Source organism: Arcobacter sp. 15-2, from assembly GCF_047159865.1.
In the GTDB taxonomy this organism is placed as follows: Bacteria; Campylobacterota; Campylobacteria; order Campylobacterales; family Arcobacteraceae; genus JAIOSF01.
Map to the genome: position 1 here is coordinate 1,125,733 of NZ_AP038804.1, position 26,738 is coordinate 1,152,470.

At 30.6% G+C, this 26,738-nt stretch carries 37 protein-coding genes and 1 riboswitch; of the genes, 21 read left to right on the plus strand and 16 right to left on the minus strand.

Annotated elements, in window-relative coordinates; genetic code table 11:
* Positions 1–24 precede the first annotated feature (24 nt).
* Positions 25–990, plus strand: coding sequence for a tryptophan--tRNA ligase (gene trpS / locus ACMCMH_RS05970; protein ID WP_412727933.1), 966 nt, complete (start codon positions 25–27; stop codon positions 988–990).
* A 16-nt stretch (positions 991–1,006) separates the two neighbouring features.
* On the opposite strand, the gene ACMCMH_RS05975 is transcribed toward trpS, so the two are convergent.
* The 12 genes from ACMCMH_RS05975 to ACMCMH_RS06030 form a co-directional block, all read right to left on the minus strand.
* Positions 1,007–1,273: a hypothetical protein gene (locus ACMCMH_RS05975; RefSeq protein WP_412727934.1), complete on the minus strand. Its 267-nt coding sequence runs from the start codon at positions 1,271–1,273 to the stop codon at positions 1,007–1,009.
* Complete coding sequence (fliS, locus tag ACMCMH_RS05980; RefSeq protein ID WP_412727935.1) at positions 1,249–1,605, minus strand: flagellar export chaperone FliS; 357 nt, start codon at positions 1,603–1,605, stop codon at positions 1,249–1,251. Before fliS ends, ACMCMH_RS05975 begins: the two co-directional genes overlap by 25 nt.
* Positions 1,606–1,673: 68 nt before the next feature.
* Positions 1,674–3,038, minus strand: coding sequence for a flagellar filament capping protein FliD (gene fliD, locus ACMCMH_RS05985; protein WP_412727936.1), 1,365 nt, complete (start codon positions 3,036–3,038; stop codon positions 1,674–1,676).
* A 25-nt stretch (positions 3,039–3,063) separates the two neighbouring features.
* Complete coding sequence (locus ACMCMH_RS05990; protein WP_412727937.1) at positions 3,064–5,286, minus strand: FlgK family flagellar hook-associated protein; 2,223 nt, start codon at positions 5,284–5,286, stop codon at positions 3,064–3,066.
* Positions 5,287–5,339: 53 nt separating this feature from the next.
* Positions 5,340–6,080 (minus strand): flagellar basal body L-ring protein FlgH, encoded by a 741-nt coding sequence (locus ACMCMH_RS05995; RefSeq protein ID WP_412727938.1) that lies wholly within the window; start codon positions 6,078–6,080, stop codon positions 5,340–5,342.
* Entirely contained in the window at positions 6,070–6,492 is a 423-nt protein-coding gene (locus ACMCMH_RS06000; protein ID WP_412727939.1) for a hypothetical protein, read from the minus strand. The genes ACMCMH_RS05995 and ACMCMH_RS06000 overlap by 11 nt, the downstream gene beginning before the upstream one ends.
* A gap of 19 nt (positions 6,493–6,511) precedes the next feature.
* Complete coding sequence (gene fliL, locus ACMCMH_RS06005) at positions 6,512–7,054, minus strand: flagellar basal body-associated protein FliL (RefSeq protein WP_412727940.1); 543 nt, start codon at positions 7,052–7,054, stop codon at positions 6,512–6,514.
* A 15-nt stretch (positions 7,055–7,069) separates the two neighbouring features.
* Positions 7,070–7,552, minus strand: coding sequence for a hypothetical protein (locus ACMCMH_RS06010; RefSeq protein ID WP_412727941.1), 483 nt, complete (start codon positions 7,550–7,552; stop codon positions 7,070–7,072).
* Positions 7,542–7,967, minus strand: coding sequence for a hypothetical protein (locus ACMCMH_RS06015; RefSeq protein WP_412727942.1), 426 nt, complete (start codon positions 7,965–7,967; stop codon positions 7,542–7,544). Before ACMCMH_RS06015 ends, ACMCMH_RS06010 begins: the two co-directional genes overlap by 11 nt.
* Positions 7,964–8,230 (minus strand): flagellar biosynthetic protein FliQ, encoded by a 267-nt coding sequence (locus ACMCMH_RS06020; protein ID WP_412727943.1) that lies wholly within the window; start codon positions 8,228–8,230, stop codon positions 7,964–7,966. The genes ACMCMH_RS06015 and ACMCMH_RS06020 overlap by 4 nt, the downstream gene beginning before the upstream one ends.
* Before the next feature lies 1 nt (position 8,231).
* Positions 8,232–8,552, minus strand: a complete 321-nt coding sequence (locus ACMCMH_RS06025; RefSeq protein ID WP_412727944.1) for a hypothetical protein — start codon at positions 8,550–8,552, stop codon at positions 8,232–8,234.
* The gene (locus ACMCMH_RS06030) at positions 8,549–8,986 is read right to left on the minus strand and encodes a hypothetical protein (RefSeq protein ID WP_412727945.1); all 438 of its coding nucleotides are present in this window, start codon (positions 8,984–8,986) and stop codon (positions 8,549–8,551) included. The genes ACMCMH_RS06025 and ACMCMH_RS06030 overlap by 4 nt, the downstream gene beginning before the upstream one ends.
* Positions 8,987–9,089: 103 nt before the next feature.
* On the opposite strand from ACMCMH_RS06030, the gene ACMCMH_RS06035 reads away from it, so the two are divergent.
* From ACMCMH_RS06035 to ACMCMH_RS06105, 15 genes are all read left to right on the plus strand, one after another.
* Positions 9,090–10,184 carry a flagellar basal body P-ring protein FlgI gene (locus tag ACMCMH_RS06035; protein WP_412727946.1) on the plus strand — a complete coding sequence of 365 codons (1,095 nt, stop codon included), beginning with the start codon at positions 9,090–9,092 and terminating at the stop codon, positions 10,182–10,184.
* Position 10,185: 1 nt separating this feature from the next.
* Positions 10,186–11,286, plus strand: coding sequence for a flagellar motor switch protein FliM (gene fliM, locus ACMCMH_RS06040; protein WP_412727947.1), 1,101 nt, complete (start codon positions 10,186–10,188; stop codon positions 11,284–11,286).
* Between the two features lie 68 nt (positions 11,287–11,354).
* Positions 11,355–12,452: a pyridoxal-phosphate-dependent aminotransferase family protein gene (locus tag ACMCMH_RS06045; RefSeq protein WP_412727948.1), complete on the plus strand. Its 1,098-nt coding sequence runs from the start codon at positions 11,355–11,357 to the stop codon at positions 12,450–12,452.
* A 2-nt stretch (positions 12,453–12,454) separates the two neighbouring features.
* The gene (locus ACMCMH_RS06050; protein ID WP_412727949.1) at positions 12,455–13,300 is read left to right on the plus strand and encodes an ATP phosphoribosyltransferase regulatory subunit; all 846 of its coding nucleotides are present in this window, start codon (positions 12,455–12,457) and stop codon (positions 13,298–13,300) included.
* A gap of 3 nt (positions 13,301–13,303) precedes the next feature.
* Positions 13,304–14,557, plus strand: a complete 1,254-nt coding sequence (locus ACMCMH_RS06055) for an adenylosuccinate synthase (RefSeq protein WP_412727950.1) — start codon at positions 13,304–13,306, stop codon at positions 14,555–14,557.
* A 13-nt stretch (positions 14,558–14,570) separates the two neighbouring features.
* The gene (locus ACMCMH_RS06060; RefSeq protein WP_412727951.1) at positions 14,571–15,122 is read left to right on the plus strand and encodes a DUF507 family protein; all 552 of its coding nucleotides are present in this window, start codon (positions 14,571–14,573) and stop codon (positions 15,120–15,122) included.
* 11 nt (positions 15,123–15,133) lie between these two features.
* Positions 15,134–16,255 carry a glutamine-hydrolyzing carbamoyl-phosphate synthase small subunit gene (gene carA, locus ACMCMH_RS06065; protein ID WP_412727952.1) on the plus strand — a complete coding sequence of 374 codons (1,122 nt, stop codon included), beginning with the start codon at positions 15,134–15,136 and terminating at the stop codon, positions 16,253–16,255.
* A gap of 61 nt (positions 16,256–16,316) precedes the next feature.
* Complete coding sequence (locus ACMCMH_RS06070; RefSeq protein ID WP_412727953.1) at positions 16,317–17,075, plus strand: pyrroline-5-carboxylate reductase; 759 nt, start codon at positions 16,317–16,319, stop codon at positions 17,073–17,075.
* Positions 17,076–17,182: 107 nt separating this feature from the next.
* A complete protein-coding gene (locus ACMCMH_RS06075) occupies positions 17,183–17,464 on the plus strand; it encodes a 4Fe-4S dicluster domain-containing protein (protein ID WP_412727954.1) in 282 nt (93 codons plus the stop codon).
* Between the two features lie 112 nt (positions 17,465–17,576).
* Complete coding sequence (ndk, locus tag ACMCMH_RS06080) at positions 17,577–17,990, plus strand: nucleoside-diphosphate kinase (protein ID WP_412727955.1); 414 nt, start codon at positions 17,577–17,579, stop codon at positions 17,988–17,990.
* A 24-nt stretch (positions 17,991–18,014) separates the two neighbouring features.
* A complete protein-coding gene (locus tag ACMCMH_RS06085) occupies positions 18,015–18,398 on the plus strand; it encodes a hypothetical protein (RefSeq protein ID WP_412727956.1) in 384 nt (127 codons plus the stop codon).
* Between the two features lie 9 nt (positions 18,399–18,407).
* A complete protein-coding gene (gene rpmF / locus ACMCMH_RS06090) occupies positions 18,408–18,560 on the plus strand; it encodes a 50S ribosomal protein L32 (RefSeq protein WP_412727957.1) in 153 nt (50 codons plus the stop codon).
* Entirely contained in the window at positions 18,560–19,549 is a 990-nt protein-coding gene (gene plsX / locus ACMCMH_RS06095) for a phosphate acyltransferase PlsX (protein WP_412727958.1), read from the plus strand. The genes rpmF and plsX overlap by 1 nt, the downstream gene beginning before the upstream one ends.
* Positions 19,550–20,527: a beta-ketoacyl-ACP synthase III gene (locus ACMCMH_RS06100; RefSeq protein ID WP_412728005.1), complete on the plus strand. Its 978-nt coding sequence runs from the start codon at positions 19,550–19,552 to the stop codon at positions 20,525–20,527.
* Positions 20,528–20,604, plus strand: a riboswitch (cyclic di-GMP riboswitch).
* A 54-nt stretch (positions 20,605–20,658) separates the two neighbouring features.
* Complete coding sequence (locus ACMCMH_RS06105; RefSeq protein WP_412727959.1) at positions 20,659–20,901, plus strand: hypothetical protein; 243 nt, start codon at positions 20,659–20,661, stop codon at positions 20,899–20,901.
* 9 nt (positions 20,902–20,910) lie between these two features.
* Here ACMCMH_RS06105 and pyrE read toward each other — a convergent pair whose 3' ends face one another.
* The 4 genes from pyrE to secG are packed head-to-tail and all read right to left on the minus strand — an operon-like array spanning position 20,911 to position 23,386.
* A complete protein-coding gene (gene pyrE, locus ACMCMH_RS06110; RefSeq protein ID WP_412727960.1) occupies positions 20,911–21,510 on the minus strand; it encodes an orotate phosphoribosyltransferase in 600 nt (199 codons plus the stop codon).
* 2 nt (positions 21,511–21,512) lie between these two features.
* A complete protein-coding gene (frr, locus tag ACMCMH_RS06115; RefSeq protein ID WP_412727961.1) occupies positions 21,513–22,070 on the minus strand; it encodes a ribosome recycling factor in 558 nt (185 codons plus the stop codon).
* A 1-nt stretch (position 22,071) separates the two neighbouring features.
* Positions 22,072–23,037, minus strand: coding sequence for a polysaccharide deacetylase family protein (locus tag ACMCMH_RS06120; RefSeq protein WP_412727962.1), 966 nt, complete (start codon positions 23,035–23,037; stop codon positions 22,072–22,074).
* 13 nt (positions 23,038–23,050) lie between these two features.
* The gene (gene secG, locus ACMCMH_RS06125) at positions 23,051–23,386 is read right to left on the minus strand and encodes a preprotein translocase subunit SecG (protein WP_412727963.1); all 336 of its coding nucleotides are present in this window, start codon (positions 23,384–23,386) and stop codon (positions 23,051–23,053) included.
* A 145-nt stretch (positions 23,387–23,531) separates the two neighbouring features.
* On the opposite strand from secG, the gene ACMCMH_RS06130 reads away from it, so the two are divergent.
* The 5 genes from ACMCMH_RS06130 to ACMCMH_RS06150 are packed head-to-tail and all read left to right on the plus strand — an operon-like array spanning position 23,532 to position 26,723.
* On the plus strand, positions 23,532–24,029 hold the full coding sequence (locus tag ACMCMH_RS06130) for a putative metalloprotease CJM1_0395 family protein (RefSeq protein ID WP_412727964.1): 498 nt from the start codon (positions 23,532–23,534) through the stop codon (positions 24,027–24,029).
* Positions 24,016–24,264, plus strand: coding sequence for a flagellar basal body rod C-terminal domain-containing protein (locus tag ACMCMH_RS06135; RefSeq protein WP_412727965.1), 249 nt, complete (start codon positions 24,016–24,018; stop codon positions 24,262–24,264). The genes ACMCMH_RS06130 and ACMCMH_RS06135 overlap by 14 nt, the downstream gene beginning before the upstream one ends.
* A 30-nt stretch (positions 24,265–24,294) precedes the next feature.
* Positions 24,295–25,122: a pantoate--beta-alanine ligase gene (gene panC / locus ACMCMH_RS06140; protein ID WP_412727966.1), complete on the plus strand. Its 828-nt coding sequence runs from the start codon at positions 24,295–24,297 to the stop codon at positions 25,120–25,122.
* 60 nt (positions 25,123–25,182) lie between these two features.
* Complete coding sequence (locus ACMCMH_RS06145; RefSeq protein WP_412727967.1) at positions 25,183–25,509, plus strand: hypothetical protein; 327 nt, start codon at positions 25,183–25,185, stop codon at positions 25,507–25,509.
* Between the two features lie 5 nt (positions 25,510–25,514).
* Positions 25,515–26,723, plus strand: coding sequence for an NAD(P)/FAD-dependent oxidoreductase (locus tag ACMCMH_RS06150; protein ID WP_412727968.1), 1,209 nt, complete (start codon positions 25,515–25,517; stop codon positions 26,721–26,723).
* Positions 26,724–26,738 lie beyond the last annotated feature (15 nt).

Here is a 26,738-nt window from a genome sequence, read left to right on the forward strand (position 1 = left end):
TCAAAAATATACTAAGGATTGATTTTGAGAATATTAAGTGGAATTCAACCAAGTGGAACGCTACATATAGGTAACTACTTTGGTATGATTAAAAAGATGATAGAATCACAAGATGAGGGTGAACTATTTGCTTTTGTTGCGTCGTATCATGCTTTGACTTCAGTAAAAGAAAAAAAGGTATTACAAGAAAACATATTTAATGTTGCAGTGAATTTTTTATCTTTAGGGATGGACCCTGAAAAATCAACATTTTGGATTCAAAGTGATGTTCCAGAGGTTTTAGAACTCTACTGGATACTATCAAATCATACTCCAATGGGACTACTTGAACGAGCACACAGTTACAAAGATAAAACAGCACGAGGAATTGCTTCAAATCATGGCTTACTGTCATATCCTGTTTTAATGGCTGCGGATATTTTACTTTTTGATTCAAATATAGTGCCAGTTGGGAAAGACCAAATACAGCATGTAGAGATAGCAAGAGATATCGCAAATACTTTTAATAATAACTATGGTGATATTTTAGTTATGCCTGAATCTAAAATAGATGAAGAGGTTGCAACAGTTCCAGGTACTGATGGTGCAAAAATGTCAAAAAGTTATGGAAATACAATTGATATGTTTGGTAGTAAAAAAACGATCAAAAAGCAAGTGATGAAGATAACAACTGATTCAAAAGAGTTGGATGAAGTAAAAGAGTGGGAAAATTGTAATATTTATACTTTATGTAAACTGTTTATGACGGAACAAGAGTTACTCGATTTACAAAAAAGATATGCTACACCAGGTGAAGGGTATGGTCACTTTAAATTGACATTATTAGATAAAATAAATGAATATTTTGAACCTTATGCACAAAAAAGAGAATATTATTTAAATAACCCAAAAGAAGTAAAAGATATATTAGCTAAAGGTGCCAAAAAAGCACAAGTAGTTGCTCAAAAGAAACTAAAGATTATAAGAGATGCAGTAGGATTGAATTATTAGTAAAGATATGAGAGAATTATTTTAAAAATTCTCTTATTTTTTTATGATTGTCGATCTGATGTTTCATATTTTTTCTATGTTGTTTCAAAAAAGATATGTTTTTATAAAAAAGTTCAGATAAATTGTTTAGATCAGTAAGTTCTAGATCAAAATCTTCAATACTTTTTTGACTTAAATTTACTTCTACCCAATTTCTCAAAGATTCTGCTCGTTGTTCAGGATCAAGAGAATCTATATAGCGTAACTCCTGAAGAGCTTCTATAGACCTATTTCTTCTTTCCATGCTTCTATTAGTCCTGTTACTACTTTTTTTACTTGTGCAATAGCACTAAGGTTATTATCAACACCAGCACTAAATAAGGTTTCGATCTGATAAAGATACAAACCATCTAAATAATATGCAACATCTCCACCTTCAAAGTCAAGAATATTTCTTAGTTCATCAAATATAGCAATTGAACGATTGATATATTCAAATTTTTCCTCTACATTTTCAGCTTCTATTGCATTTTCAACAAAAGACAAATATTTCAAAAGACCTTCATATAGCTTCAAAATAAGCATATATGGGTCATCAGTTGTTGCCGCTTGTTGGTTATATATTTCTAAACCCATTAAAATCTCCAAATAATTATTATGTTACGATTATAATATATATATACTTAAAGGCTATTAAGTATATATTAGCTTGATGAAGATTCCATAGCAATCATCTGTTTTAATCCACTAAAAGAAGATTCCATTTGTGAAATTACGGAAGCATAAGCTGCAAATTGCGCGGCCATAGTATCATATTTTGTATCTAAGTTTTCTACAGCTTTCTCTTTATCTTCTTCTAATTTCTCTTTTCTTTGTTCCATATTTGTTTTATATGAGTCAAAGAGTCCATTATATGAGTTAAAATCATCTAAAGTCTCTTTTAGCATAGTTCCAAACCCTTTGTCTTCAGCAACACCTATAAATAGATCTTTTATTTTATCTGGATCATCAAGTAAAGCTTGTCCTAGTACTGTTGCATCAACTTCTAAAACACCTGTCTTATCAAAAGAGAAACCAGCATTAAATAAATTACTATCTTCTTTCCCAAACTCTTGATACATAAGGTTTTTGATACCATTTACTACTGATTTAAGAGATGACTTATCTTGAATACTTGAATCAGTTGCATAAAGTTCTTCTGTAACCATTAGTAAAAGTTCATTGTATTTTGTAACTACCTCTTGAACAGCAGGGATAATTGCACTTTCATCTTTTGTAATATTTAGAGTTGATGTCCCTTTTTCTGATGCAGTTATTTTAAGATTTCCATCAACTTGTATACTATTTGAAGATACACTATATTCTATACCATCAACTGTGGCTTTTAAATCCTGAGCTACTAAAGCATGATTGTCTGCTACTCCATCGCCATCTGAATCTGTTGCGTCATCAAATCCTAAAGTAGTAGTTGCTGCACCTGTTAACGCTAAAGCATTTGCTGTACCTGGTTCTTGACTTTTTAATACCAATCTATAGCTATCATCTCCTGTTTTTTCAACAGAAGCTGTGGCATATTTAGAAGATAAATTTATTTTATCTGCAAGCTCTTCAAGTGTGAGTCCTGAAGTGTCCCAATTCTCATCTCCATTTATAGTAAGTGTTTCTGCACCCATCACTGTTTCTGATTGTGCTAAAGTTTGAGTATTTGATTGCCAAACATCTTTTTGTGCTAATTGTTCGATATCAACTTGATATGTTCCCTCTTTTAAAGCTCCTACATCTGCAGAATCAAATAATGCACTTGTTCCTGATACATTTGCAGAAATTTGCTCAAATGCATTATTTCCTGATGTAAATAAATCAAAAGGTTTAATTGATGCAATAAGTTCATTCACTTTCGTATTAATCTCTGTGATTTTTTCTGATTCTGTGTCTATTAATTCTATGCTAGTTTCGATTGGAGTTACTCTACTTTTTGATTCTGCATCATAAAGTTTTTGAATTAATTCCCCATTTAATGAAGCCGCACCACCTGTATTAAATGATCCTAGTTGTGTGTAATCTGCCATAATAAACTCCTTGTATTTATTTTAGTTATCGTTTCATTCCGAGTAAAGTTGCTAACATCTCATCTACAATTGTAATCATTTTTGCATTTGCTTCGTATGCTGATTGAAATTTTATGAGTTGAATCATCTCTTCATCTTTATCAACTTTTGTTATTTTGTCATATGCATTTTGCATAGACTCTGTTACTGCTGCTTGTGCACCTTGTGAAAAATCTACATTTTCTTTATTGTCAGCTACTTCTACTCTAAGTGTTTGATAAAATTGCGAAAATGTTTGGTTATTTAAACCTGTTCCATCAAAGTTAACTTCTTCTCTCCATTGTAATGTTGCTAAATAATCAAGTTTATCTTGCGTCAATGTATTTAATGAAGCAGTGTTAAACTTCAATGATTTTACATCAGCCCCTGAAAATAGATTTAGTAATACTTTTTTGTCCTCTTCTGAACTTAACTCCACTTCATCTGTTCCATAAACATAAGTTTGATCTGAATTCTCTATGTAAGAATCTGTTAAGTTTGATAATGTTTTAGCAAATTGATTTAACTTATCTTTGTATTCATTAAAAATATTTGAACCTGAATCTGTTTTAACATTGTCAATCATCGCTTTTACAGAACCACCGGTAAGACTAATCTCTTTTTCATATATTTCTAAATGGATATCATCAATCCCTTTGTTACTCAATGACTCGTTTTTAGTTTGATGATTTTTAACATTGCTATCATTTACTATAAATTCTCCTGTAAAAGAGCCTTTTTCTCCACCTGTTGTCGATTCTATAACCAAATATCTATCTTTATTTGGATTTGATGGATCAAATTTTGGATGTCGTGAATCATTAGTAGGAATTTTTTCTCCATCATCTGCTAGGTGATAATCACCATTATAAACTTTGATATTTCCACCTATATCTTGGCTTTGGTTTATTTTATACATCATCGCTTTTAAAACATTAGTTTCATCAACTGTATCTGCTGCATCAATTACACCATCATTATTTATATCTATTTGTGTTACACCATCAGAAGCATAAATTTTTTCACCTTTTGTTACTGTTAATGAAATCTCATTATTGTAAACAAAAGTCAGGCTATCTACTTCCCCTTTTTGTCCACCGGGAGATTCAATACTTCCCGAAAATACAATTCCATTGCTTTCATCATTGTCTATTGCAGGGACATCACCTTCTATATCTACATAAGTTATAGTGATTTGAGAACCAGATGCTGTGATATCATCTATCTCTCTATCTGGATGTTCTTTGTTCCATTCTGCAATAATAGTTCCTTTATTGGTTTCTATATCAGATGCCATTGTAGTAGCATTTGCACCAACAGTTGTTGGTACATTTGTTCCTAAGAATTTTACAACAGCATTAGTTGAAGTACCTGATAACTCAATAACTTGTCTTTCCGCAATTGGGTTATCATTCCAAGTATCTGATATTAAGGAGTCTTGAAAAGGTACAATTGTTTTTCCATCGTTGTCTAATTTTGCGTATACATCTTTTTGAGGAATATAGTTTTCTATTACTGTTACTTCTCTTACATTGGTATCAAAACGAACAGCAGTAACCCCCGCGATACTTAACTCATAATGGTCTTCTCTTGAAATTTGAACATCTATATACTTTGCAAGTTCTTTTTCTAATAAATCTCGTTTGTCTAATAAATCATTTGGAGTGCCAGATGAAGTGTCTATAATTTTTTGACTGATATTACCAATCTCTTTTAAAATATTGTTTATCTCTCCAACATTTTCTTTGATATTAGATAGTGTAGTTGTTTCTACATCTTCAATATTTTTATATAAAGTTTGTAAATTTGCAACAATGACTTTTGCATTATTCTCTACATCATTTTTATATACTTCATTTTGAGGACTTGTTCTAAGGTTTTCAATAGAGTTAAAATATCTATCTAAATCTGCTGAAAAACCAGAATCTTCAGTTTCATAAAAAATTGACTCAATATCAGCTAGCATAGAACCCAACTCATCAATATTTGAAAGTGTACTTTCTGCTTTGATTAAATTTTGATACATATAAATATTTGTAGCTCTTGAGACATCATCAATTTGAACACCTCGACCTGTAATTCTTGCATCAGAGTGTTCAAGTTCTGATACATTTACAACTCTTTTTTTGTACCCTTCTGTACCTTCATTTGCTAAGTTATTCATAACATTTTCAACTTGAGTCTGAGAAGTTTTCAACCCTGTTTGTGCTACATTTAATATATTTAACATTTTATTTCCCTTATTACTTATACAATATTACTATTACAATTCTTAATCCTAGATTAAAAAGGAGTTATAGTATCTATCAACTTAGTACCCCATGGTTTTTCATCGAGCTCTGCTTCTGTACCATTTTTATATAGTTTTACTTTTAAGTTTGCTAATCTATTTGAGTTAACTTCACTATTTGTATTAAGATCCTGAGGATTCATAACTCCACTTAATTCAACAGTTACTTTTTGCCCTTTTATAACAATGTTTTTCTCACCCTCTATAAAATAATTGCCATTTTGAAAAGGCTGAGTAATAACAGTAGAGATATTATTTACAAGCTGGTCTGTTGCTGTTGTTTCAGATTCTGTTTCAAATTTACTTTGACCATTACCTGTATCTATACTTAGTCCAATAAGACCATTTATTCCATTAATGATCTTTGAAAGTACACCAGGGGTGTCTTTATTGTCACCTATTCCTACAGGGTTGATTGTTCGAGTATTTTCTTTTTGCTCTTGCTTTAGTCCTCCCCCTGTTTCTGTCTTTCTTCCACTTCCTGTTGTCCCCTCATCGATGATAACAAATACAATGTCCCCAATTTGAAGGTTTTTACGATCTGAAAAGAGAGATTGTGAACGACTTGAAAATAAAGAACCTTTTGCATTTGCTTTTGGAGGCTGTACAGCTTTTGGTATCTGATGTTTTGGAAATTGATCTAGTTTAACTGTTTTGTTTACTTTTTCTACACTATTTGCACAGCCTGAAAAAATAACAGCGAAAATAATAAAATATAATAGCTTATACATCATACTTATTCTCCACAATAGTTTTTAAGTCTATTGCTATTTTTATGTTTGTTGTTGTATGTTTAATCATTGCATTTACTCCGTATCTTACTAGCAAAGGTTCTATATCTGTTGTGAAATCACATACTAAATAGAGTTTATCTTTTACTATTTTAATCGATTGTACATGTCTTTGTTCTAGTAGGTTAACTATAATGACAGATTCTTTGTAGATTGTTTTTTCTAAGTTAATTGACTTGTCAATTCTTTTTTTTACTATAGTTTGATCAAGTTTAGTAGCTAATTGATTATTTTGTTCTTGAAATTTTGAACTCATATGTCCATAATATAACCAAAACATCAAAAGAAGAGAAAGCATTGATACTGTTTTAATCAACAGCTGATTTCTATTTCTTGTTTTTAGAATTATTATCATTTTACTTCCTCTTTTTTGGTTATTTAATTACGAATGATGTAAAAAATATATCTAAAATCATATTCTTTTTAATATCTTCATTTCCATCTGTTGCATCATTAAGAATATTGTTTAATTCATCAATCATCTCTTCTTTTAGCATTGCTTTTCCACCTACAGTTAAAAGCTCTTCACTACTTCTAGCACTGATCTGCCGTATAACAGAATCTACCATCTCTGCTTTGTTTGCTTCTATAAGTGCTTCAATTGTTGGTTCGGCTGCTTTCATAGTAAATGAAAGTTTCATTAATTTTGCTCGACCTTTTGCATCAGTGATGTTTAAAACAAGACTATCAATTTTCCCTTGAAATGTTTCACCTATCATCTCTTTTTCACTTTCAACTACTTTTTCACTTGTTGGTGCTGCGGCATTTACTGGTTGATCACTAAATAAACCTTTTGAATACATAAAATACCCAATTCCTCCAACTGCTAATAATAATACAACAATAAGTATTATTAAGACTAACATCATTGGATTTTTACCACTTTTTGTTGTTTCTTCTTTATTTTCTTCAGCCATCTTTTTCTCCTATTTTTAATTTTTTTCTTTAATTATTCTCATTTTTTTCATTATGAGTGTAGATGTTTTTGTATCAAGTTTTTTAAGAATTTTCATAACTCTTTTTTCTTTCATTCTAATCATTATATCAAATACTTCATCAAGTTCACCATTTTCTATCATCTCATTAAAAACATTGATAACTATTTTTAGTTTCATCTTATCATACATAAGCATTGCCTTAGATGTAATAACACGATTTATCTCATCCAAAACTTTTTGATTTGCTTTTTTTGTGTCGATGATACTTTGTTCATCTTTTTTAATCGATTTTTGCAAAGATAAAAGCTCTGCTTTATTTTTTTGATATTCAAGCTCTTTTATCTCATAAAACTCATTGAGTTCATCTTTAATTATCATGAGTTCTTGTTGCTCTTTATATAAAGCACCCTCTTTTGTAGTCACTCCATAGGATAAAGTCAATATAAATATCAATCCTAATAAAATTTTACCAAACATTTGAACCCTTTTTATTTTGAATATATTTTGCTTGCATGTACTCAGAAGCAATAATCTCCTCGTCTTTAAGAATCTTTTGAAGTTGTTTCTTTTTATCTTCTTGTAAAATGTAGTTAAATTGTTCACTTTCTCTATTGAGTCCAATAATTATAGAATCATAATACTCTACTTGTTTTTTTAAGTTTGCTTTTTTTTGATTGAGTTTTATCATATGTTCTTTCATAGTTTCTTTGTGTATTTGTAAAACTCTAAAGTCAGATATTGCCCCCATCACATCAAGTGTAGCTTGATGGTATGAGGTATGAGTAATATGTAACTCTTCTTCTATCTCTTCAATTTTTGAAAGAGATTGTTGCTTTAACAATACTTGCTGATTGATCTGTTGTTGCTTTAGTTTATAGAGTTTTTCTATCATTGTGTTTTACCAAATGTTATAATGATATCCCATAAATTGTATGTATATTCTTCTATATTATCACCTATCCAAGGAAGTGAGATAACAATAAAAATAGATACAATAATCATTTTTGGTACAAATGATAATGAAGCATCACTAATTTGCGTAACAGCTTGGAAAATACTAATCACAAGTCCTATAACCATACTTACAATTAAAGAGGGTAAACCCAATAAAAGTATAATTGCTACAGTGCTTTGTGATATTGCTATTAAATCCATTTTAATCTTTTATTTTAATCGTAATCTCTATGGTTTTATTGTTTAATAATTGACTCAGTAATGAAGCTAAGTCATGTGTACTAACCTCAGATATAGTATTTTGATTACTTACTTTTTCTATTCCTGTATTTTCTTCTGCTTCAATCTCTGGTTCTGGTAATTTTTTATCATCAGGGGATTCATTAAAATCTTCAATTAAAATTTCATCTTCGGCATCTTCTATTAAAATGTCATCTTCAGAGCTAGATGTATCTTGTTTTTCCCCTAAAGCTTCAAGTATATCTGATTCTATTAATTGGTCTAGTTCCGATAATTCATTCATGACTCAGCCTTTATATTTTTTGAGTTGTTCTCTTCATATTCAAAAGCATCAAATATCTCATCTACACTACTGATTTCTGCTGCTTTAGGTTTTTTAAGCGCGGTTTCTAGTCTTTTTTCAATGTAAATAGTTAGGTCATTATAAGTTCTTGAACTAACATCACCGATACCATGATGGTCTAAAAAGCTTTTTTCTATACCATCTTTTGGGACTAAAAATTTTAAATACTTTGAAATAAAATCATCTTCAATAATCTTATTTTCATCTATCAAAAAAATTTGGTAAGGATCTTCTAAAATAAGATTTTTTAGCTCCTGAAGTGTTGAAATATCAGTTATCTCACCATCTTCTATTTTAAATCGTATATTCCCGCGATCAAGAATTTTGTGTATTTCATTGTTAAAATTTGTACTGCCATAAATGTATATATTCACAAGAAACCTTAATATTAAATAATTTACATTAATTATATCTTTAATTTATTAAAGTTTAGATAAAATGCTTTAGATAACAAATAATGATATAGGATACTTTACTTTGAAAAAATTTTTATTGATACTTTTTCTTTCGTTAACAATTCATGCTCAAACAATAAAAGATATATCTAACATAGTTGGTATCAGAGAAAATCAGCTTATTGGTTATGGATTAGTTGTAGGAGCTAAAACAGGGGGAGATTCCCAGCTTTCTGCTCAAACATTAAATAATCTTTTAAGAAATGCAAATATTAAACTAAATGCAGGAGATGCAGGAGATTCTGGTGCGGTTGTTGTAACAGCTACACTTCCTGCTTTTGCACGACAAGGTGATAAACTTAAAGTTGAAGTTGCCTCTTTAGATGGTGCAAATTTAGATGGTGCAAAATTATTAGTAACCCAACTTAAGGGGATTGATGGCAAAGTATATGCCTTGGCTCAAGGAACTATTCTAGGTGTGAGTGGTGAAACACCAAGAGTACGAGGTAGAAGGGGTGAGGAATCAAAAACAGGATATATCTACGATGGAGCAATTGTTGAAAATGAGATCCCTTATGATTTAAATGCAGAAACATCTCTTACTCTTAGCCTTATAAAACAAAATGCTAAAATTGCTGCATTAATAGAGAAAAAAATCAATGAAAAATTTATGTTACGATTAGCAACAGCTTATGATACAAGAACTATACGAGTACAAAAACCTATGGATATGTCAATGGTTGGTTTCATAGCTGAAATACAAGACATTAAAATAGATATTATGATGAAAAAGAAAGTTATTATAGACTCTGTAAAAGAGATAATCATTGCAGGTGCAGACATTACGATAAGCCCAGTTACCATTTCTCGTGAAAATTTTACTATACGAATCAAAAAAAGTGATCTTGGAGAAAAAGCGTGGAATGATGATGCTGTAAACAAAGGGAAAAATATAGGTGATGATACTAAAGTTGAACAACTACCTGATCAAGTGATGGATCAACCAGTCGTTATTGATATCAATAATGCACTTATAAATACTCAAAAGCAACCAACAGTATCTGATCTCATGCGTGCTATGAAAATGATGAAAGTTGATATAACAGAGATAATAGAAACTATAAAAATGCTTGATAGTTTAGATGCTATTAATGCAGAAGTTGAGATGGTGAGATAAAATGGCAGAATTTTTAAGTCAAGACGAGATTGATGCGTTATTAGATATTGCAGATGAAGATGGTGGTTTAGAAGATTTACCGATTGAGACAGGCAATCATGCTAAAGATAAAAGTTATGCAATTTATGACTTTAAAAAACCAAATAGAATATCAGCTGAACAGATGAAAGCTTTTAGTGCTTTGCATGATAAGATGTTAAGAACTACAATTAGTGAACTCTCAGCAATGCTAAGAAAAATTGTTGATGTTAAACTTTATAGTATTGAGCAAATGACTTATGGTGAGTTTATTTTATCTATTCCTCAAATTACAAGTTTAAATACTCTTTCTATTAAACCTCTTGAAGGAAGAATTGTTATGGAGTGTAATCCTGCAATTTCCCATAAAATTATTGCGCATCTTCTTGGTAATGGGGAAAGTTCATTAACTGATTCAACAGAAAAAGAGCTTACAGAGATAGAACTTCAAGTATTTAACCATTTTTATCAACTTATTATGAAAAATCTAAAAAAAGCATGGGATGATGTTTCTACTATAAATCTTAAAACAGAAAGTATGGATACCAATGCCAATGCAATCCAGATTATTTCTGATCATGAGATTGTGTTACTCGTAGTTTTTGAAATAAGCATAGATGATGAATCCGGATTTTTATCAATTTGTTATCCTATTTCATATATTGAACAACTTTTAGATGTAATCGTAGAAAAAGTTTTTGCTGAAGCTAAAAATAGAAAAGTAAGTAAACAAAAAGATATCAATGCACTTATATCTGGTTCACAAATGAAAATAGATGTGATGCTTGCAGAAACAGAGTTAAAAATAAAAGATCTTTTAGAGCTTAAAGAAGATGATGTGATACTTTTTAGTAAAAATGCAACAAGTTCTTCTACAAAAGTATATATTAACAACAAAGAGAAATGGTCTGCAGTTGCTGGGTCTTCTAATAATAGAAAAGCGATACAGATACAGTCTAATATAGATCATGAAAAAATGGAAACGCTACAATACTTAAAACAATTTCATGATGAGAGAGTTGAACGCTCTCGTGCTGCTAATGAAGCTATCGCAAAACTGATAGCAACAAGGGATGAGTTCTAATTTAGTATTTTTTTATATATATTTAGCTATAATCATCCCATAAATAATGAATTATTAAAAGGATAGTTATGCTATTGACTCCTGGTCCAACAGCCGTACCTGAATTTGTAAGAACTGCAATGAGCAGTGAAACTTTACATCATAGAACACCCGAATTTGAAAATATTTTTAAAGCAACGAGAGAATTATTACTTGAATTGTTCGATATGCCTGAAGCTGTTATGCTTGCATCTAGCGGAACAGGTGCTATGGAAGCTTGTATAACAAACTTAACGCACAAGAAAGCTTTAACTATAAATAGCGGAAAATTTGGGGAACGATTTGGTAAAATATGTGAAGCTCATAATATTCCACATACTGAAATCAAGCATGAGTGGAATACCCCTGCAAGTGTTGATGAAATTATTGATACTATTAAGGCTGATAATGAAATTGATGCTATATTTATTCAACTTTGTGAGAGTGCAGGTGGTTTACGACACCCAGTTGAAGAGATTGCAAAAGCGGTAAAAAATATTAATCAAAATATCACAATTGTTGCAGATGGTATCACAGCGATTGGTGTTGAAAAGATTGATACAACAAATATCGATGCGATTATTACAGGAAGCCAAAAAGCATTAATGCTGCCACCAGGTTTAGCTATGATCGGTTTTAGTAATGAAGCAGTAAGTAAAATAGAAAAAAAATCTGCAGGGTACTATTTTAATTTAGCAACTGAGATTAAAAAACAAAAAACAAATACTACAGCATGGACTGCTGCAACGACTCTTATTATTGGGCTTGAAAGTATTTTATCAAAACTAAAAAAAGATGGTTTTGACAATCTTTATGCTAAAACAGCATTAAGAGCAAAAGCTACAAGAGAAGCATTCCAAGCGATTGGATTAGCGGTATATCCACAAAATCCTGCAAACGCTATGACTACAATTTATACTGAAGATTCAAATGCGATTAGAAAAATTCTCAAAGAGAAATATGATTTGAATATTGCAGGTGGACAAGACCACTTAAAAGGTAAAATATTTAGAGTAAACCATATGGGACTTGTCGCAGATTATGAAGCGTCATGGGCTGTAAATGCAGTTGAGAAAGCTTTGGATGATTTAGGTATCCGTTCTTTTGATGGAACAGCAAATAGAGTATTTATGGAAATAAATAGTTAATTATGATTTTTGAACATGAAATCCCAACAGGAAGTAGACTCTACTTTGGTAAAATTGCAAAATTAAAAAGAACATTAGAAAATACTTCAAGTGTTTTTTTAGAAGATAATGGATTTGAGGAGATTATCACTCCAAATTTTTCATATTCTGGTCATCAAAGTATTGATAACGATAAAGCGCTTATTACTTTAACTGATGAAGTAAATAATAGTTTAGCACTTCGAGCTGATAGTACACTAGATGTTGTAAGAATTATTTCGAAACGATTAGGAAGAGCAACAATACATAAAAAATGGTTTTATATTCAACCTGTATTTACTTATCCTGCAAATGAAACATACCAAATAGGTGTTGAGTGGATAGGTCATCATTGTGTAAGTGAAATCATAAATTTAAATTGTCAATTACTTGAAAAAATCGAAATTGAAACTTTAGTTCAAATAGCAAATATTAATATTCCTATGATAGTCTCAAAAGAATATGATATTGATATTGAACTTTTTAAAAATGGTGAGATTGGTGCATTATTTGAATTGAATTTTGAATGGCTGACAAAACTTATAAGTGTAAAAAGTGCAGATGAGTTAGAGGCAATACTTGATATACTACCAGATTGTCTTCATGCAGAGTGTCAAAAATTAATCAATATAGCAAATAATGTAAAATATCATAATGTAAATATTTCTCCTATTTATTATAGTGCGATGAAATATTATGATGATATATATTATAGAGTTATTAAAGACCACTTAACAATTGCAAAGGGTGGTGGATATAAAAGTGATGGAATTAATTCACTTGGATTTGCATTATATACAGATAATTTATTAAAAGTAATTGAAGGATAAAAAATGAGTAAAGCAGATGTGATAGTAGGAATCCAGTGGGGTGACGAAGGAAAAGGTAAAATAGTAGATAAACTTGCTCAAGAGTATGATATGGTTTGTAGAAGTCAAGGTGGACATAATGCAGGTCATACTATATGGGTTGATGGTGTAAGATATGATTTACATTTAGTTCCTTCAGGTATTTTAAATCCAAAAGCTGTAAATGTGATAGGAAATGGAGTTGTACTAAATCCTCAATCAATCATCACTGAAATGGAACAGTTTGAGAATTTAGAAGGAAGAATATTTATCTCAGATAAAGCTCATTTAAATCTTCCTTACCATAGTTTAATTGATCAAGCAAAAGAGAAACTTAAAGGTGACAATGCAATTGGTACAACAGGAAAAGGGATTGGACCTGCATACGCTGATAAGATTAATCGAGTAGGGCAAAGAGCTGGAGAGTTATTAAATCCAAAACAATTATGTGAAAATATCATGAATTATTTTTCTGAAAATAAAGTAATATTTGATGCTATGGATGTGAAACTTCCAGATGAAGTAGAACTTTTAGCAGAGTTAACTATATATAATGAAAAATTAGGAAAATTTATTACAAATACAACAAATCTTGTATGGGATGCAATAGATGCAGACAAAAAGATTTTACTAGAGGGTGCACAGGGAACTTTACTTGATATTGACCATGGTACTTATCCTTATGTAACTTCTAGTGCAACTGTAAGTGCTGGGGCTTGTACTGGTTTGGGAATTGCACCAAAAGATATTGGTGTAGTTACTGGTATTGTGAAAGCGTACACAACAAGAGTAGGAAATGGACCTTTTCCAACAGAAGATTTTACAGATGCTGGTGAAACTATGGCAAATGTAGGAAAAGAAGTAGGAACTACAACTGGTAGAGGAAGAAGATGTGGATGGTTTGATGCTGTTGGTGTAAGACATGCAAGTAGACTAAACGGTTGTGACCAATTATCGTTGATGAAACTAGATGTTTTAGATGGTTTTGAAACTATTAAAATTTGTGTGGCGTATGAAGTAAATGGTGAAAGAATAAACTATGTTCCATCAAATATGGATAATATTATCCCTATCTATGAAGAGATTAAAGGTTGGGATAGTGTTGTAGGTTGTAGAGAGTATGATCAATTACCAGAAACAGCTAAATTATATATTGAGAAAATTGAAGAGTTAACAAAAACAAAAGTAGGTATTATCTCAACGAGTCCAGAGCGAGAAGATACGATTATTAGAAAATAAGGAAATCATAATTATGAAACTAAAAAAACAACATAGCCCTTATATTGCAAGAAAAATAACGAAAGATATTGTTAATTCAACTTTTATTGAGGTACGAAAAGAAAAATCATTTATCACAGCAGAATGTGAAAGAATTTTAAATGACGATATCCAAAAAGAGATTAACTTAGATGATGCAGTTGATGAACTACTTGAAAAACAAGAAGATGAAATCGAATTTTATAAAGCTGATTACAGACAACTTTTTTGGATGACAAAAAAAAGAATGGCAAATGATTTTGGAGTGAATTTAAATTTTGAAGATAGATTTTCAAATATTGCTCATTTGATTATGGATTACTTATATGAAGAAGATTTTATTCATTTTATAGTAAATGATAATCAAGTTAAAAATCTTATTGCAGAATCAATAAGTAACTTTATAAAAGGTTATGATGAAGCAGATTCTTTAGCATATGAAAAAATAAAAACATATAAAAGAAAACTAATACCAGGAACTGAAGATTACGATTTAGTATTTAAAAGATTGTATGAAGAAGAACTTATCAAAAAAGGTTTAATATAAAAGGAATGATGATGAAAGATATTTATATATATTTAGAAAATGGTACATTTTTAAAGGCAAAGTCATTTGGAGCTGAGGGTACTGAAGTTGGTGAAATTGTTTTTAATACATCGATGACAGGATATCAAGAGATAGCAACAGATCCTAGTTATGCAGGGCAATTTGTAACATTTACAGCACCAGAAATTGGTAATGTTGGTGTAAATGAAAATGATAACGAAAGTACAAAAGTACACTGTAAAGGTGTTTTTGCAAGAGCTTACAATGATGACTATTCTAATTTTAGAGGTGAAAAAAGTTTTTCTGAACTTTTAAAAGAGAATGGTACTTTAGGTATTTGTGATATTGATACGAGATATTTAACAAAAATGTTAAGAGATTCTGGTGCAATGATGATGATTGCATCAACAGAGATTGATAATATTGAGGAGTTAAAACTTTTATTAGATTCTAGTCCTAGAATTGAAGATATCAATTATATTGAACAAGTTTCAACTACACAGAGTTATATTCACAAAAATGGTGCTTGGAATATGTCTACTATGTCTTATAACAAAGCGGTTATGAGCGATAAAAAAGTTGTTGTAGTTGATTTTGGTGTTAAACGAAATATTTTGAATGAGTTAGTTGAAGCTGGACTTGAAGTTGAAGTTGTTCCAAGTTCTTTTCAAGCAGAAGATTTAATCCAAAGATATGAATCAAATGAGATAGGTGGTATTTTTTTAAGTAATGGACCAGGTGATCCTTTAACTTTATCAAATGAGAAAATAGAAGTACAAAAACTTATTGAAAAAAACATTCCTATGTTTGCAATTTGTTTAGGTCACCAAATGTTAAGTATTGCTCATGGTCATGATACATACAAATTAAAATTTGGTCAACATGGTGGTAACCACCCTGTAAAAAATAGTAAAAATGTAGTAGAGATAACAGCTCAGAATCATAACTATAATGTACCTGATTCAATTGCTAACATAGCAGAACTAACACATATTAACCTATTTGATAATACTATCGAGGGAGTAAAGTATAAAAATAAACCTATATTTTCAGTACAACATCACCCTGAAGCTAGTCCTGGACCACATGAGAGTAAATATATATTTAAAGAGTTTGCAGACTCTATTAAGTAGAACTTAAAAAGGACAGCTTAAGGTTGTCCTTTTTTTATATTAAATAAAAGGAATAATTGCAATGAAAGAAACAATAACATTTATAGGAAATGGTAATATGGCATTATCAATTGCACAAGGATTAAAAGAGATTTTTGATATAGAAGTAGTAGGTAGAGATATTGCTAAACTTGACAAGTTTGAAAAAAACTTAGGTGTGACTATAGTAAAAGAACTTTATGAAGATTTTGATATGAATGGTAAAAAAATTATTTTGTGTGTGAAGCCAGCAAACTTAGAAGAGGTTGGTGTGCGTTTAAAAGGCGTTGCAAATCAGTTATATTCTGTATTAGCAGGATCTACAATAGCATCTTTGAAACAAAATATCAAAGCTAAAGCAACAGTTAGAGTTATGCCAAACTTAGCTGCAAGTGTTGGATGCTCTATGACTACGATGACAGGAGATAGTAGTTTAAAAGAGGAAGCCCAAGAGTTATTTAAATCAATCGGAACAACTTTATGGTTAGGAAGTGAAAAAGAGTTAGATATAGCTACAGGAGTTGCAGGTAGTGGTCCCGCATACTTAGCACTCATTCATGAAGCACTTTGTGATGGAGCTGTAAAACAAGGGATGAAAAGAACAGATGCCTTAAAAGTTGCAAATGGTTTATTTGAAGGTTTTGGACAATTAATAAATACAACACATCCTGCTCTTTTAAAAGATGAAGTTATGAGTCCAGGAGGAACAACTGCTGCAGGATATGCTGCACTAGAAAAAGGAAATGTGAGAAGTTCTTGTATCGATGCTGTTGAAGTAGCATTTCAAATTACACAAAAATAAAATAAATAAAATTAATTATTTTCTATCAATGATTATTTAGAAAGTTTTAAAGTACATTTTACTTTTTCTATGATAAAGTAAAAAAATATTAAATTAGGAGAAATGAAATGGCAGTATTAATTACAGATACTTGTATATCTTGTGATGCTTGTTTAGATGAGTGTCCAACAGAGTCTATCGTTGATAACGATGAAAATCCAACAGGTGAGGATATTTATTATGTAAACCCTGAAACATGTACAGAGTGTGTTGGGGATAATGATGCACCAGCATGTGCTGATGCCTGTCCGACTGAGGGTTGTATAGTATGGGATGATTCAAGTGTTGCCCCTGAACAACCAAGAAATGCAAATAGGGGAGCTGATGGCGAACCTTGTGTAGAAGACTAAAATTAAAATAAAGCTTAAAGGTTTGTTAAAAAAGGCAAGATATTCATTTTTCTTGCCTTTTTTATATTATTAAGCTATAATGCGCCACTTTAATAAATAACAGGAGCAAGTAATGGAACAAACATTATCAATCATCAAACCAGATGCAGTAGAAAAAAATGTAGTTGGAAAGATATTAGACAGATTTGAAACAGCTGGACTAAGAATAGCTGCAACAAAAAAAATACAATTAAGTAAAGCAGATGCAGAAGCATTTTATGCAGTACATGCCGAAAGACCATTTTATGGTGAATTAGTTGACTTCATGATCTCAGGACCAGTTGTAGTAACTGTACTTGAAGGTGAAGATGCAATGGCTAAAAACAGAGATTTAATGGGTGCTACAAACCCAAAAGAAGCAGAAGCTGGAACTATCAGAGCTGATTTTGCTGAGTCTATTGATGCAAATGCAGTTCATGGAAGTGATTCTTTAGAAAATGCAGCAAACGAAATTAACTTCTTTTTTGCACAAAAAGATATTTGTTAATAACTTTATTTGTAAAATAAATCAGTGAAAATTGAATTTAGAAAGATCCCTTTAGATGAATCTGAATTTGAAATATCTTCAAATTCAGTTAAGTTTTTAGGTACTTTTAGTAAAATATCATCAAAACTTGCAAAAATTAATTCTAAATTAGTAGGAAAGTGTGATGTAGACTGCTGTAAATGTGGTACTACTTTTACTATTCCTATTAACACAGAAGTGAAATTTGTAGTTAGTGATGGTATATATTCTTCTGAACAAGATGAAGAGGAATTTGTGATTATTGAAGTTGAAGAACATTTATTGGATTTCGATGAGATATTACATAGTGAGATAGAATCACTAAAATCTGAGTATCATATTTGTGATACTTGCAAAAATAACGACGAATTAGTCGAAATAGAATATTAAGGATATAAAATGGCAGTACCAAAAAGACGAGTGAGTCACTCAAGAAGTGCAAAAAGAAGAACACACTATAAGATTACATTAAAAAGACCAGTTAAAGATACAGATGGAACATGGAAAATGCCTCATAATGTAAACCCTACAACAGGCGAATATAAAGCGTAATGCTTAAAATAGCTATAGATGCAATGGGTGGCGACAATGGTTGCGAACCTATTGTAGAAGGTGTTATTTTAGCACTGAAAAAAGACAGACACTTTACAGCCATCTTGGTTGGAAAAAAAGAAGAACTTTTACCTTTAATTCCTCAAAAATTTATAAACCGTGTTATTATTCATCAAGCAGATGATGTGATCAGTATGAATGATCATGCTACAGATGCTTTAAAAAGAAAAGACAGCACAGCATATCAAGCGATTGAGCTTGTAAGAACAGGTGAAGCTGATGCCTATGTAAGTGCTGGTCATAGTGGTGCATCTATGAGTTTGGCAACACTTAGAATAGGAAGAATTAAAGGTGTAAGTAGACCTGCTATTGCTACATTGATGCCAACAGTAAGTGGTACAACTTTAGTTTTAGATGTTGGTGCAAATGTAGATTGTGATTCTAAAAACTTATGTGAATTTGCAATTATGGGTCAAGTGTATGCTGAAGATGTTTTAGCAGTTGAAAATCCTATGACAGGATTATTAAGTAACGGTGAAGAAGAGTCAAAAGGAAACGAAGTTTCTAAAGAAGCATTTAAAATGCTAGAAAATCTTCCAAACTTTATAGGTAATGTTGAGGGAAATGATATCTTTAATGGTACAGTTGATGTAGTTGCTTGTGATGGTTTTATAGGTAATATTATGTTGAAAACAGCAGAAGGTGTAGCTGATACTATTGGAAAAATTATCAAAGATAATTTAAGAAGATCTTTAGTTTCTATTGCTGGTGCAGTCTTAATGAGAAAAGTTTTTAAGAAATTGAAATTAAAAGTTGATTATGCTGAATATGGTGGTGCTCCATTAATTGGGGTAAAAGCTCCTGTAATTATTGCACATGGAAAATCTAATGCTAAAGCCATGCAAAACGCTATTTTCCAAGCTATAGCGGCTGCTGATTCAAATCTAAATCAAGATATAGAAGATAAATTAAAACAATTTAAGGATTAAATTATGTATGCTTCATTTAAATCTATAGGGGCATATTTGCCTAAAGAAGTTAGAACAAACCAATGGTTTGCTGATAAAATTGATACAACAGATGAATGGATTTTTAAAAGAACAGGAATTAAAGAACGATTAATAGCTGCTCCTGATGAAAATACAAGTGATTTGGGTGTTAAAGCTTCTAAGGTTGCTATTGAGCGTGCTTGTATAGATGTAAGTGAAATAGATTTAGTAATATGTGCAACATTAAGTCCAGACTTTAGCGCAATGCCTGCAACAGCTTGTTTGATAGCTGATAAATTAGGTATTAAAGATGTTATGGCATTTGATATTAGTGCAGCTTGTACAGGTTTTGTTTATGCTGTAAGTGTTGCAAAAGCATTCGTTGAATCAGGTATGAAAAAAAATGTACTGATTGTTGGTGCAGAAAAAGCTAGTAATGTTATGGATTATACTGATAGAAGTATATGTATGTTATTCGGAGATGGTGCAGGTGCTGCTATTATCTCAACTACAGATGATAAAGAAAAATCTATAGTTGATGTTCAGTGTAGTGCTGATGGTGCATTGAGTGATATTCTTTATATTCCTGGTGTTGGAAGCGCAGATGAAAAATTTATGCACATGAAAGGTAATGAAACTTTCAAAATTGCAGTGAAAACATTAACTTCTGATGTTGAAAAAATTATGGCAAAAAACAATTACACAAATGAAGATATTGACTTGTTTATTCCACATCAAGCAAATTTCAGAATTATAAAAGCTGTTGGGACTGCATTGAAATTAAATGATAGTCAAAAAGTTTTAACAGTAGAAAAATTTGGTAATACTTCATCTGCATCGATTCCAATGGCAATGAATGAGTGTTATGAAGATGGAAGACTAACAAATGGGAAAACTATGCTTTTAGACGCATTTGGAGGTGGAGCTACATGGGGTTCTGCTATTATTAAATTTGATGGAAAAGATTTTATCAAATAAAAAATCACTAGCCAAACTTACCGTGAGGTAAGGACGGAAAGCTACAGGTCTTAATTTAAGATGGCTGAGTTGCAATATTCTTATATATAAACTCTACTCTTATTTTGATCCAATTATTAAAAGGATAAAATATGGCACAAAAACAAGAAAAAAAATCAAACTTTTTAACGATACTTATAGTACTAATTATTGCAGGAGCAGCAGGATATTTCTATTCTACGCAACCAGATAGCAAAGATAAATACAAAGTTAGAGCAGCAGGTGGTGGAGATACGAAATGGAAGGCGAGTTTTATTAACTTAACTGGAAAAGATGCTGAAGATAAAAAAATAGGCTTGTCTGATGAATACTGGGAAGGTGGAAAATTTAAATAGAAGTGAGGATTAGTTCCCTCTACTTCCTGGTTTGTATGCTATATCCTTAAAGTCACACTCTTCTGGCGAATACATTTCAAAAGTAAAATCTTCTAAAGCGAATAATGGCTTATCTAATGGTAATTTACAATTATCTTTTTGTTTTAAATCACTACCAACTCTTGAACAAAATCCTCTGTTTGCTAGTGCAGCATAAGCTACAATATTTCCACCATCAGCTTCAACTTGTTTAGCAGCTTCTAAAGCAGATCCACCTGTTGTGATAATATCTTCACAAATGATATAATTTTCACCTTCTGTTACTTCGAAACCTCTTCTAATAGTCATCTCTCCATCAACGCGCTCTGCAAAAATAAATCTTACATCAAGTGCAGTTGCAAGTGCAAAACCAGCAATGAGTCCACCCAAAGCAGGTGAACATACAGCATCAACTTTAATACCCGATTTTTTAATCTGCTCTGCTAATGCTTCTGCAAGTAACTTTGCAGTTTTTGGGTCTTCTAAAACCTTTGCTGACTGTAAATAAAACTTTGAAAAGTTACCACTGCTTAATTTAAAATGCCCTTCAAGAAGTGCATTTGAGTCTTTGTAAATTTGTTCTACATTCATGATTAAATCTTCATAATTTCAATATCTTTAGCTTTGAAAAGTTCATCTGCTTTTGCAACATAAGAATCAGTGATTTTTTGAATCTCATCTTGTGCTCTTTTTGAATCATCTTCTGTAATCTCTTTGTCTTTTAAAAGCTTTTTGATTTTATCGTTTGCAGTTTTTCTGATGTTTCTGATTGCAACTTTTGCATTATCTGTCATCACTTTTGCACCTTTAACACTCTCTTTTCTTTGATCTTGTGTCATTGGTGGGAAAAATAGTTGTACTGATTCTCCATTGTTATTTGGATTTACTCCAATATTTGCAGCACTTATAGCTTTTTCAATCTCACCAACTAAGTGTTTTTCCCAAGGTGAAATATTAATTGTTGTTGCGTCAGGTACAAGAATAGAAGCAACTTGTGCTAAAGCTGTTTGTGTTCCATAGTAGTCTACTGTGATATTATCTAAAATACTCGGTTGTACTTTACCTGTTCTTAGTGTTTGATAATCTCTTTTTAAAGCCTCTAAAGACTTATCCATATTTTCTTTTGTTTCTTCATAATTTTCGTTAATCATTTTATTCCCCTTTTTTAGTTTTAATTTTATTTATAATTTTATTAGAAATAGTAAAGACATTTGGTCCCAATATTACTCTTGTTCTTGCCCGTTTTAGATATATATTTAGATTTAAATCTACTAAACCATTTTTTACTGTAACATCTCGCCAACCTTCACTAGTTATGTAAAGTTTTAGCTTTTTATATTTAGGATCAACTTGAACTGTTATTTTTTTTAGTACACCATCTTTTGGAAATTGTTTTGGTTCTATCCAAGTTGCATCAAAAGTTTTGTATCGTAATTTGTGATTGATATTTACATCACCAACTAAAGCTATTCTTGGTATATCGTAAATATTAGTTTTTTGATTTACTGAGCCAGTATTTTGATTTAGAATTGCTCGAAAGTTAAAGTTAGTTTTGAGTGTATTTGTAACCTCTTCGTTAAACTCGCCATACGGATATGCATAAGTTGTTGGAGTGATATTTGTATTTTTTACAAAAATATCAAATGCTTTTTTTGTGTCTTCTACAATCTCTTTTTGTGATAAATTTTGTAATCGTGGATGAGAATATGAATGTAAACCAATTTCCCCATACTTAGAACTTTCTTTAATCTGTTCCCAACTCATATAATCACCGTAATGTTTCTCTGTAGCTTTTACATAAACATATAAACTAAATGGATAATTGTATTTTTTAAAAACTTCTAAACCATGATCATAAAAACTTTTATATGCATCATCAATAGTTAATGCAATCCATTTCTCAGGAATAGATTCTTTTTTTTCTAGTTTGTCTAAGATTTTTGAAAGTGGAACCACTTCGTAGTTATTAGATTTAAAGTATTCAAACTGTCTAGTAAGCTCTTTTAGTGTTGTATTTGCACTCTTATATCTTTCATCAGCAAAACGATGATAAACAAATATATGAGCATTTGCAAAAATATAAGAAGTTGAGATAATTAATAGAAATAAATATTTCATTTCTATTAATTAATTAGTTAGACGAAGGTGCAACAGGTGCAGTTGATGCTGGAATAGCATCTGTAACAGGTGCACTAGGAATTAAAGAGTTGATTTCCACATTGTCAATAACACTTTTCGAAGATTCTTGGTTGTATAAATATCCAAGATAAAGTGTATTTAGTACTATTAATATACCAAGTCCAAATGTAATTTTAGTTAGAAAATTTGCAGGACCTTTTGCTCCAAACATAGAATCGTTGCTACCACTGTATGCCCCAAGTCCCATACTTGAACTCTTCTGTAATAAAATAGCAATTGTAATTAAAATTGCTAAAACAAATTGTATTATTAATAATGTTGATGTCATATTAATCCTTAAGCTTTAAATAAGCAGAATTATATCTAATTATCGATTAAAATTAAGTTATGCAATTGAGATTTTTTTTAGAAAGAAAATAGAAATTTTGATTTGTAACTATTATTATTGTATAATCAAATAAAAGGAGACATTTATGGATATAATAACAGAACAATTTGAAAATATTTCTCTTCATCAATTATACACAAAACTGTCTACCAAACACGCAGAGATTGAAAAACTTGAAGAGAAAGATAAAATAGAATCTATAAAAAAACAAGATTATATTGAAGCTTCAATAAACAAGTATGACGATGATGATTTTGCACGAGTTTTAGAAAAATTTAAAAACAAAGATGCTGAAATTAGAACACATGAACAGGTTCATGCTAGTATAGGACATACTACAGTACCTATATCATATTCGTATCAACAAGGACCAGATGGCAAAATGTATGCTGTTGGTGGGAGTGTGCGATTGGAAACTTCTATGCCAGATGATCCTAAAGCTGCTGCTTTTAAGTTAGATATGTTGCAAAAAGCAGCTTCAGCTCCTTCAAATACAAGTGGTGCTGATAATGCGATAGCTTCACAATCGAATTTAAATAAAATACTACTTCAATTAAAAGGGGAAGAAAATGCAAATAAATAATAATGTTAATTCGATGATACAACTTGAAAAAAACTTAGATAAAAGTGCATCCACAATTGCAAGTAACACTCCTCTTTCTAATATAAATGAAAAAGAAAACATAGTAAATAATGATTTTGATTTAGTAAAAGAGATGGTAAAACAAATTGAGATACCAATAGCATATACTGCAAATGCAGAGGTTATCTCAACACAAAATGCTATGCATGATACATTGTTAGATATAAAAGCATAAAATTTATAAATATAAAGTCGATAATAATACATGAAAATAATTAATAATATACAAGAGTTAAAACTACAACTTCAACAAGAAAATAAAACAATTGGCTTAGTGCCAACAATGGGTTCATTGCATGAGGGACATATCTCCCTCATCAAAAAAGCAAGAAAAGAAAATGAGGTTGTAGTTGTATCTATATTTGTAAATCCTACACAGTTCTTGGCAAATGAAGATTTAGATAAGTATCCACGAAAAGATGAATCAGATAAAAAGATCTGTGCTCTTTGTGAAGTTGATTATCTTTTTATGCCAAATATTAACACGATGTATAGTCAAGATGAAGTTTTAATAAAAGCACCCAAAATAAATAGTTTTATTTTAGAGGGTGAAAAGCGTCCGGGACATTTTGATGGAGTGTTACAAATAGTTTTAAAATTGTTTAACATAGTAAATCCTACAAATGCTTATTTTGGTAAAAAAGATGCTCAGCAACTATCTCTTGTAATGCAAATGGTAGAAAACTTTTATATGGATGTTACTATTGTCCCTTGTGAAATTGTTCGAGAATCAGATGGTTTGGCATTGAGTAGTAGAAATGTATATCTTAGCCATGATGAGAAAGCGGAAGCTTTAAAAGTTTCACAATCTTTAAACTTAGCATCAAAATTAGTGGTAAATTTAGAATTGAATTGTAGTACGATTATAGAAAATATGAAAACTGCACTCTCTTCTGAAAAAATTGAAATAGAGTATGTAAGTATTGTTAATAGAAAATTTCAAACTATAGAAACAATAGAGTTGAAAAATAGTATAATATTAGTAGCTGTAAAAATTGGTACTACACGACTCATAGATAATATTTGGATTTAGTAAATGTATATGTTATTCGTGAGAACAGTAGATAGTTGATTAAAAATTAAAGGGAAAGTTATGAAATTAAAATATTTGTTTTTTTGTTGTTCATTATTTTTGACACTGCTTCATGCAGATTCTAAAAAAGTTGATTGTTTAATTCTTGAAGATGAGAATTCAATTATTTGTAAATATTCACATGAAAGAGTCTCTTTTGCAAAAAACATTACTGTTGAATGGATTGAACCAGATGGGATAGTTACTCGAACAAGAGAGATGATAATTCCTGCGTACCATGGTTCAATATATGATTATAGATATATACAAGGTAGAACACAAGGAACTTGGACTTTTAAAGTAATAGATAATGACAAAGAGTTCACAACAAATTTTACAATAGAATAGGTTTAATGAACAAAAATACAAATATCGCAATACTAGGTGCAGGGGCATCTGGTCTTTTATCTTCAATTCTTCTGTCTCAAAAAGGTTTTCATGTCACTATATTTGAGAAAAACAATAAGGTAGGAAAAAAACTTTTAGCAACAGGAAATGGCAGATGTAATGTTACAAATTACAATATTTCATTAAAAAACTTTTATTCAAATTCAAATATATCTTTAATAGAAAAGAATATCACAAATTTTAGTTATGAAGATTGTAAAACACTTTTCAATAAGCTTGGTATCGAATTCAAGGTTGTTGCGAGTGGTCGAGCTTATCCTTTATCATTAACCTCTTCAAGTATTGTTGATATACTAGAATATGAAGCGTTAAAAAGTGGTGTAAAGATTGAACTCAATCATGAGATAACAGATATAAAATACCAAAATAAAAAATTTACATTAAATAAAAATTTACATTTTGATAAACTTATTATTGCAACTGGTAGTATTGCTATGCCAAAATTAGGTAGTAGCGAAAGTGGATACCAGTTTGCAAAACAATTTAGACACAAACTCATAAAACCTGTTGCTTCTTTAGTTCAGTTAGTTAGTAATAATAAGCACCTAGAAGTGGTAAGTGGTGTTAAGATTGAAGCAATGATTGATAATCAAAGAGGGGATTTCTTATTTACAAAATACGGAGTATCTGGATCTTTGATATTAGATCTGAGTAGAAAAATATCAAAACAATTACAAACGCAAAAAACAGTTAAAATGAGTGTTGACACAATGCCTGATTTTAGTTTTGATACTTTAGTAAATATGCTTACAAAACGCCTTGAACACCTAAAAGATAAAGAGTTAAATTTATGGCTTGATGGTATCATGAATAAAAAATTAGCGAAGTATATAATGCTCAATTCAAATATACCAAGTCATATCAAATATGCAAAATTTTTATCACAAAAAGAGATTATAAATATTGTCAAAACAATTAAAAATCTTCAGTTTACTATAACTGATACAAAAGGGTTTGAAACTTGTGAGGTTTGTGCAGGGGGAGTTGAATTAACACAGATAAATCTTGAAACAATGGAATCAAAAAATCAAAAAGATTTATATTTTATTGGGGAAGTTCTTGATGTCGATGGTGACTGTGGTGGTTACAATTTACACTGGGCGTGGAGTAGTGCGCATACTCTTGCTATGAATATGCAGTCTAAAACAAAATAAGAGGTTTCCCTCTTA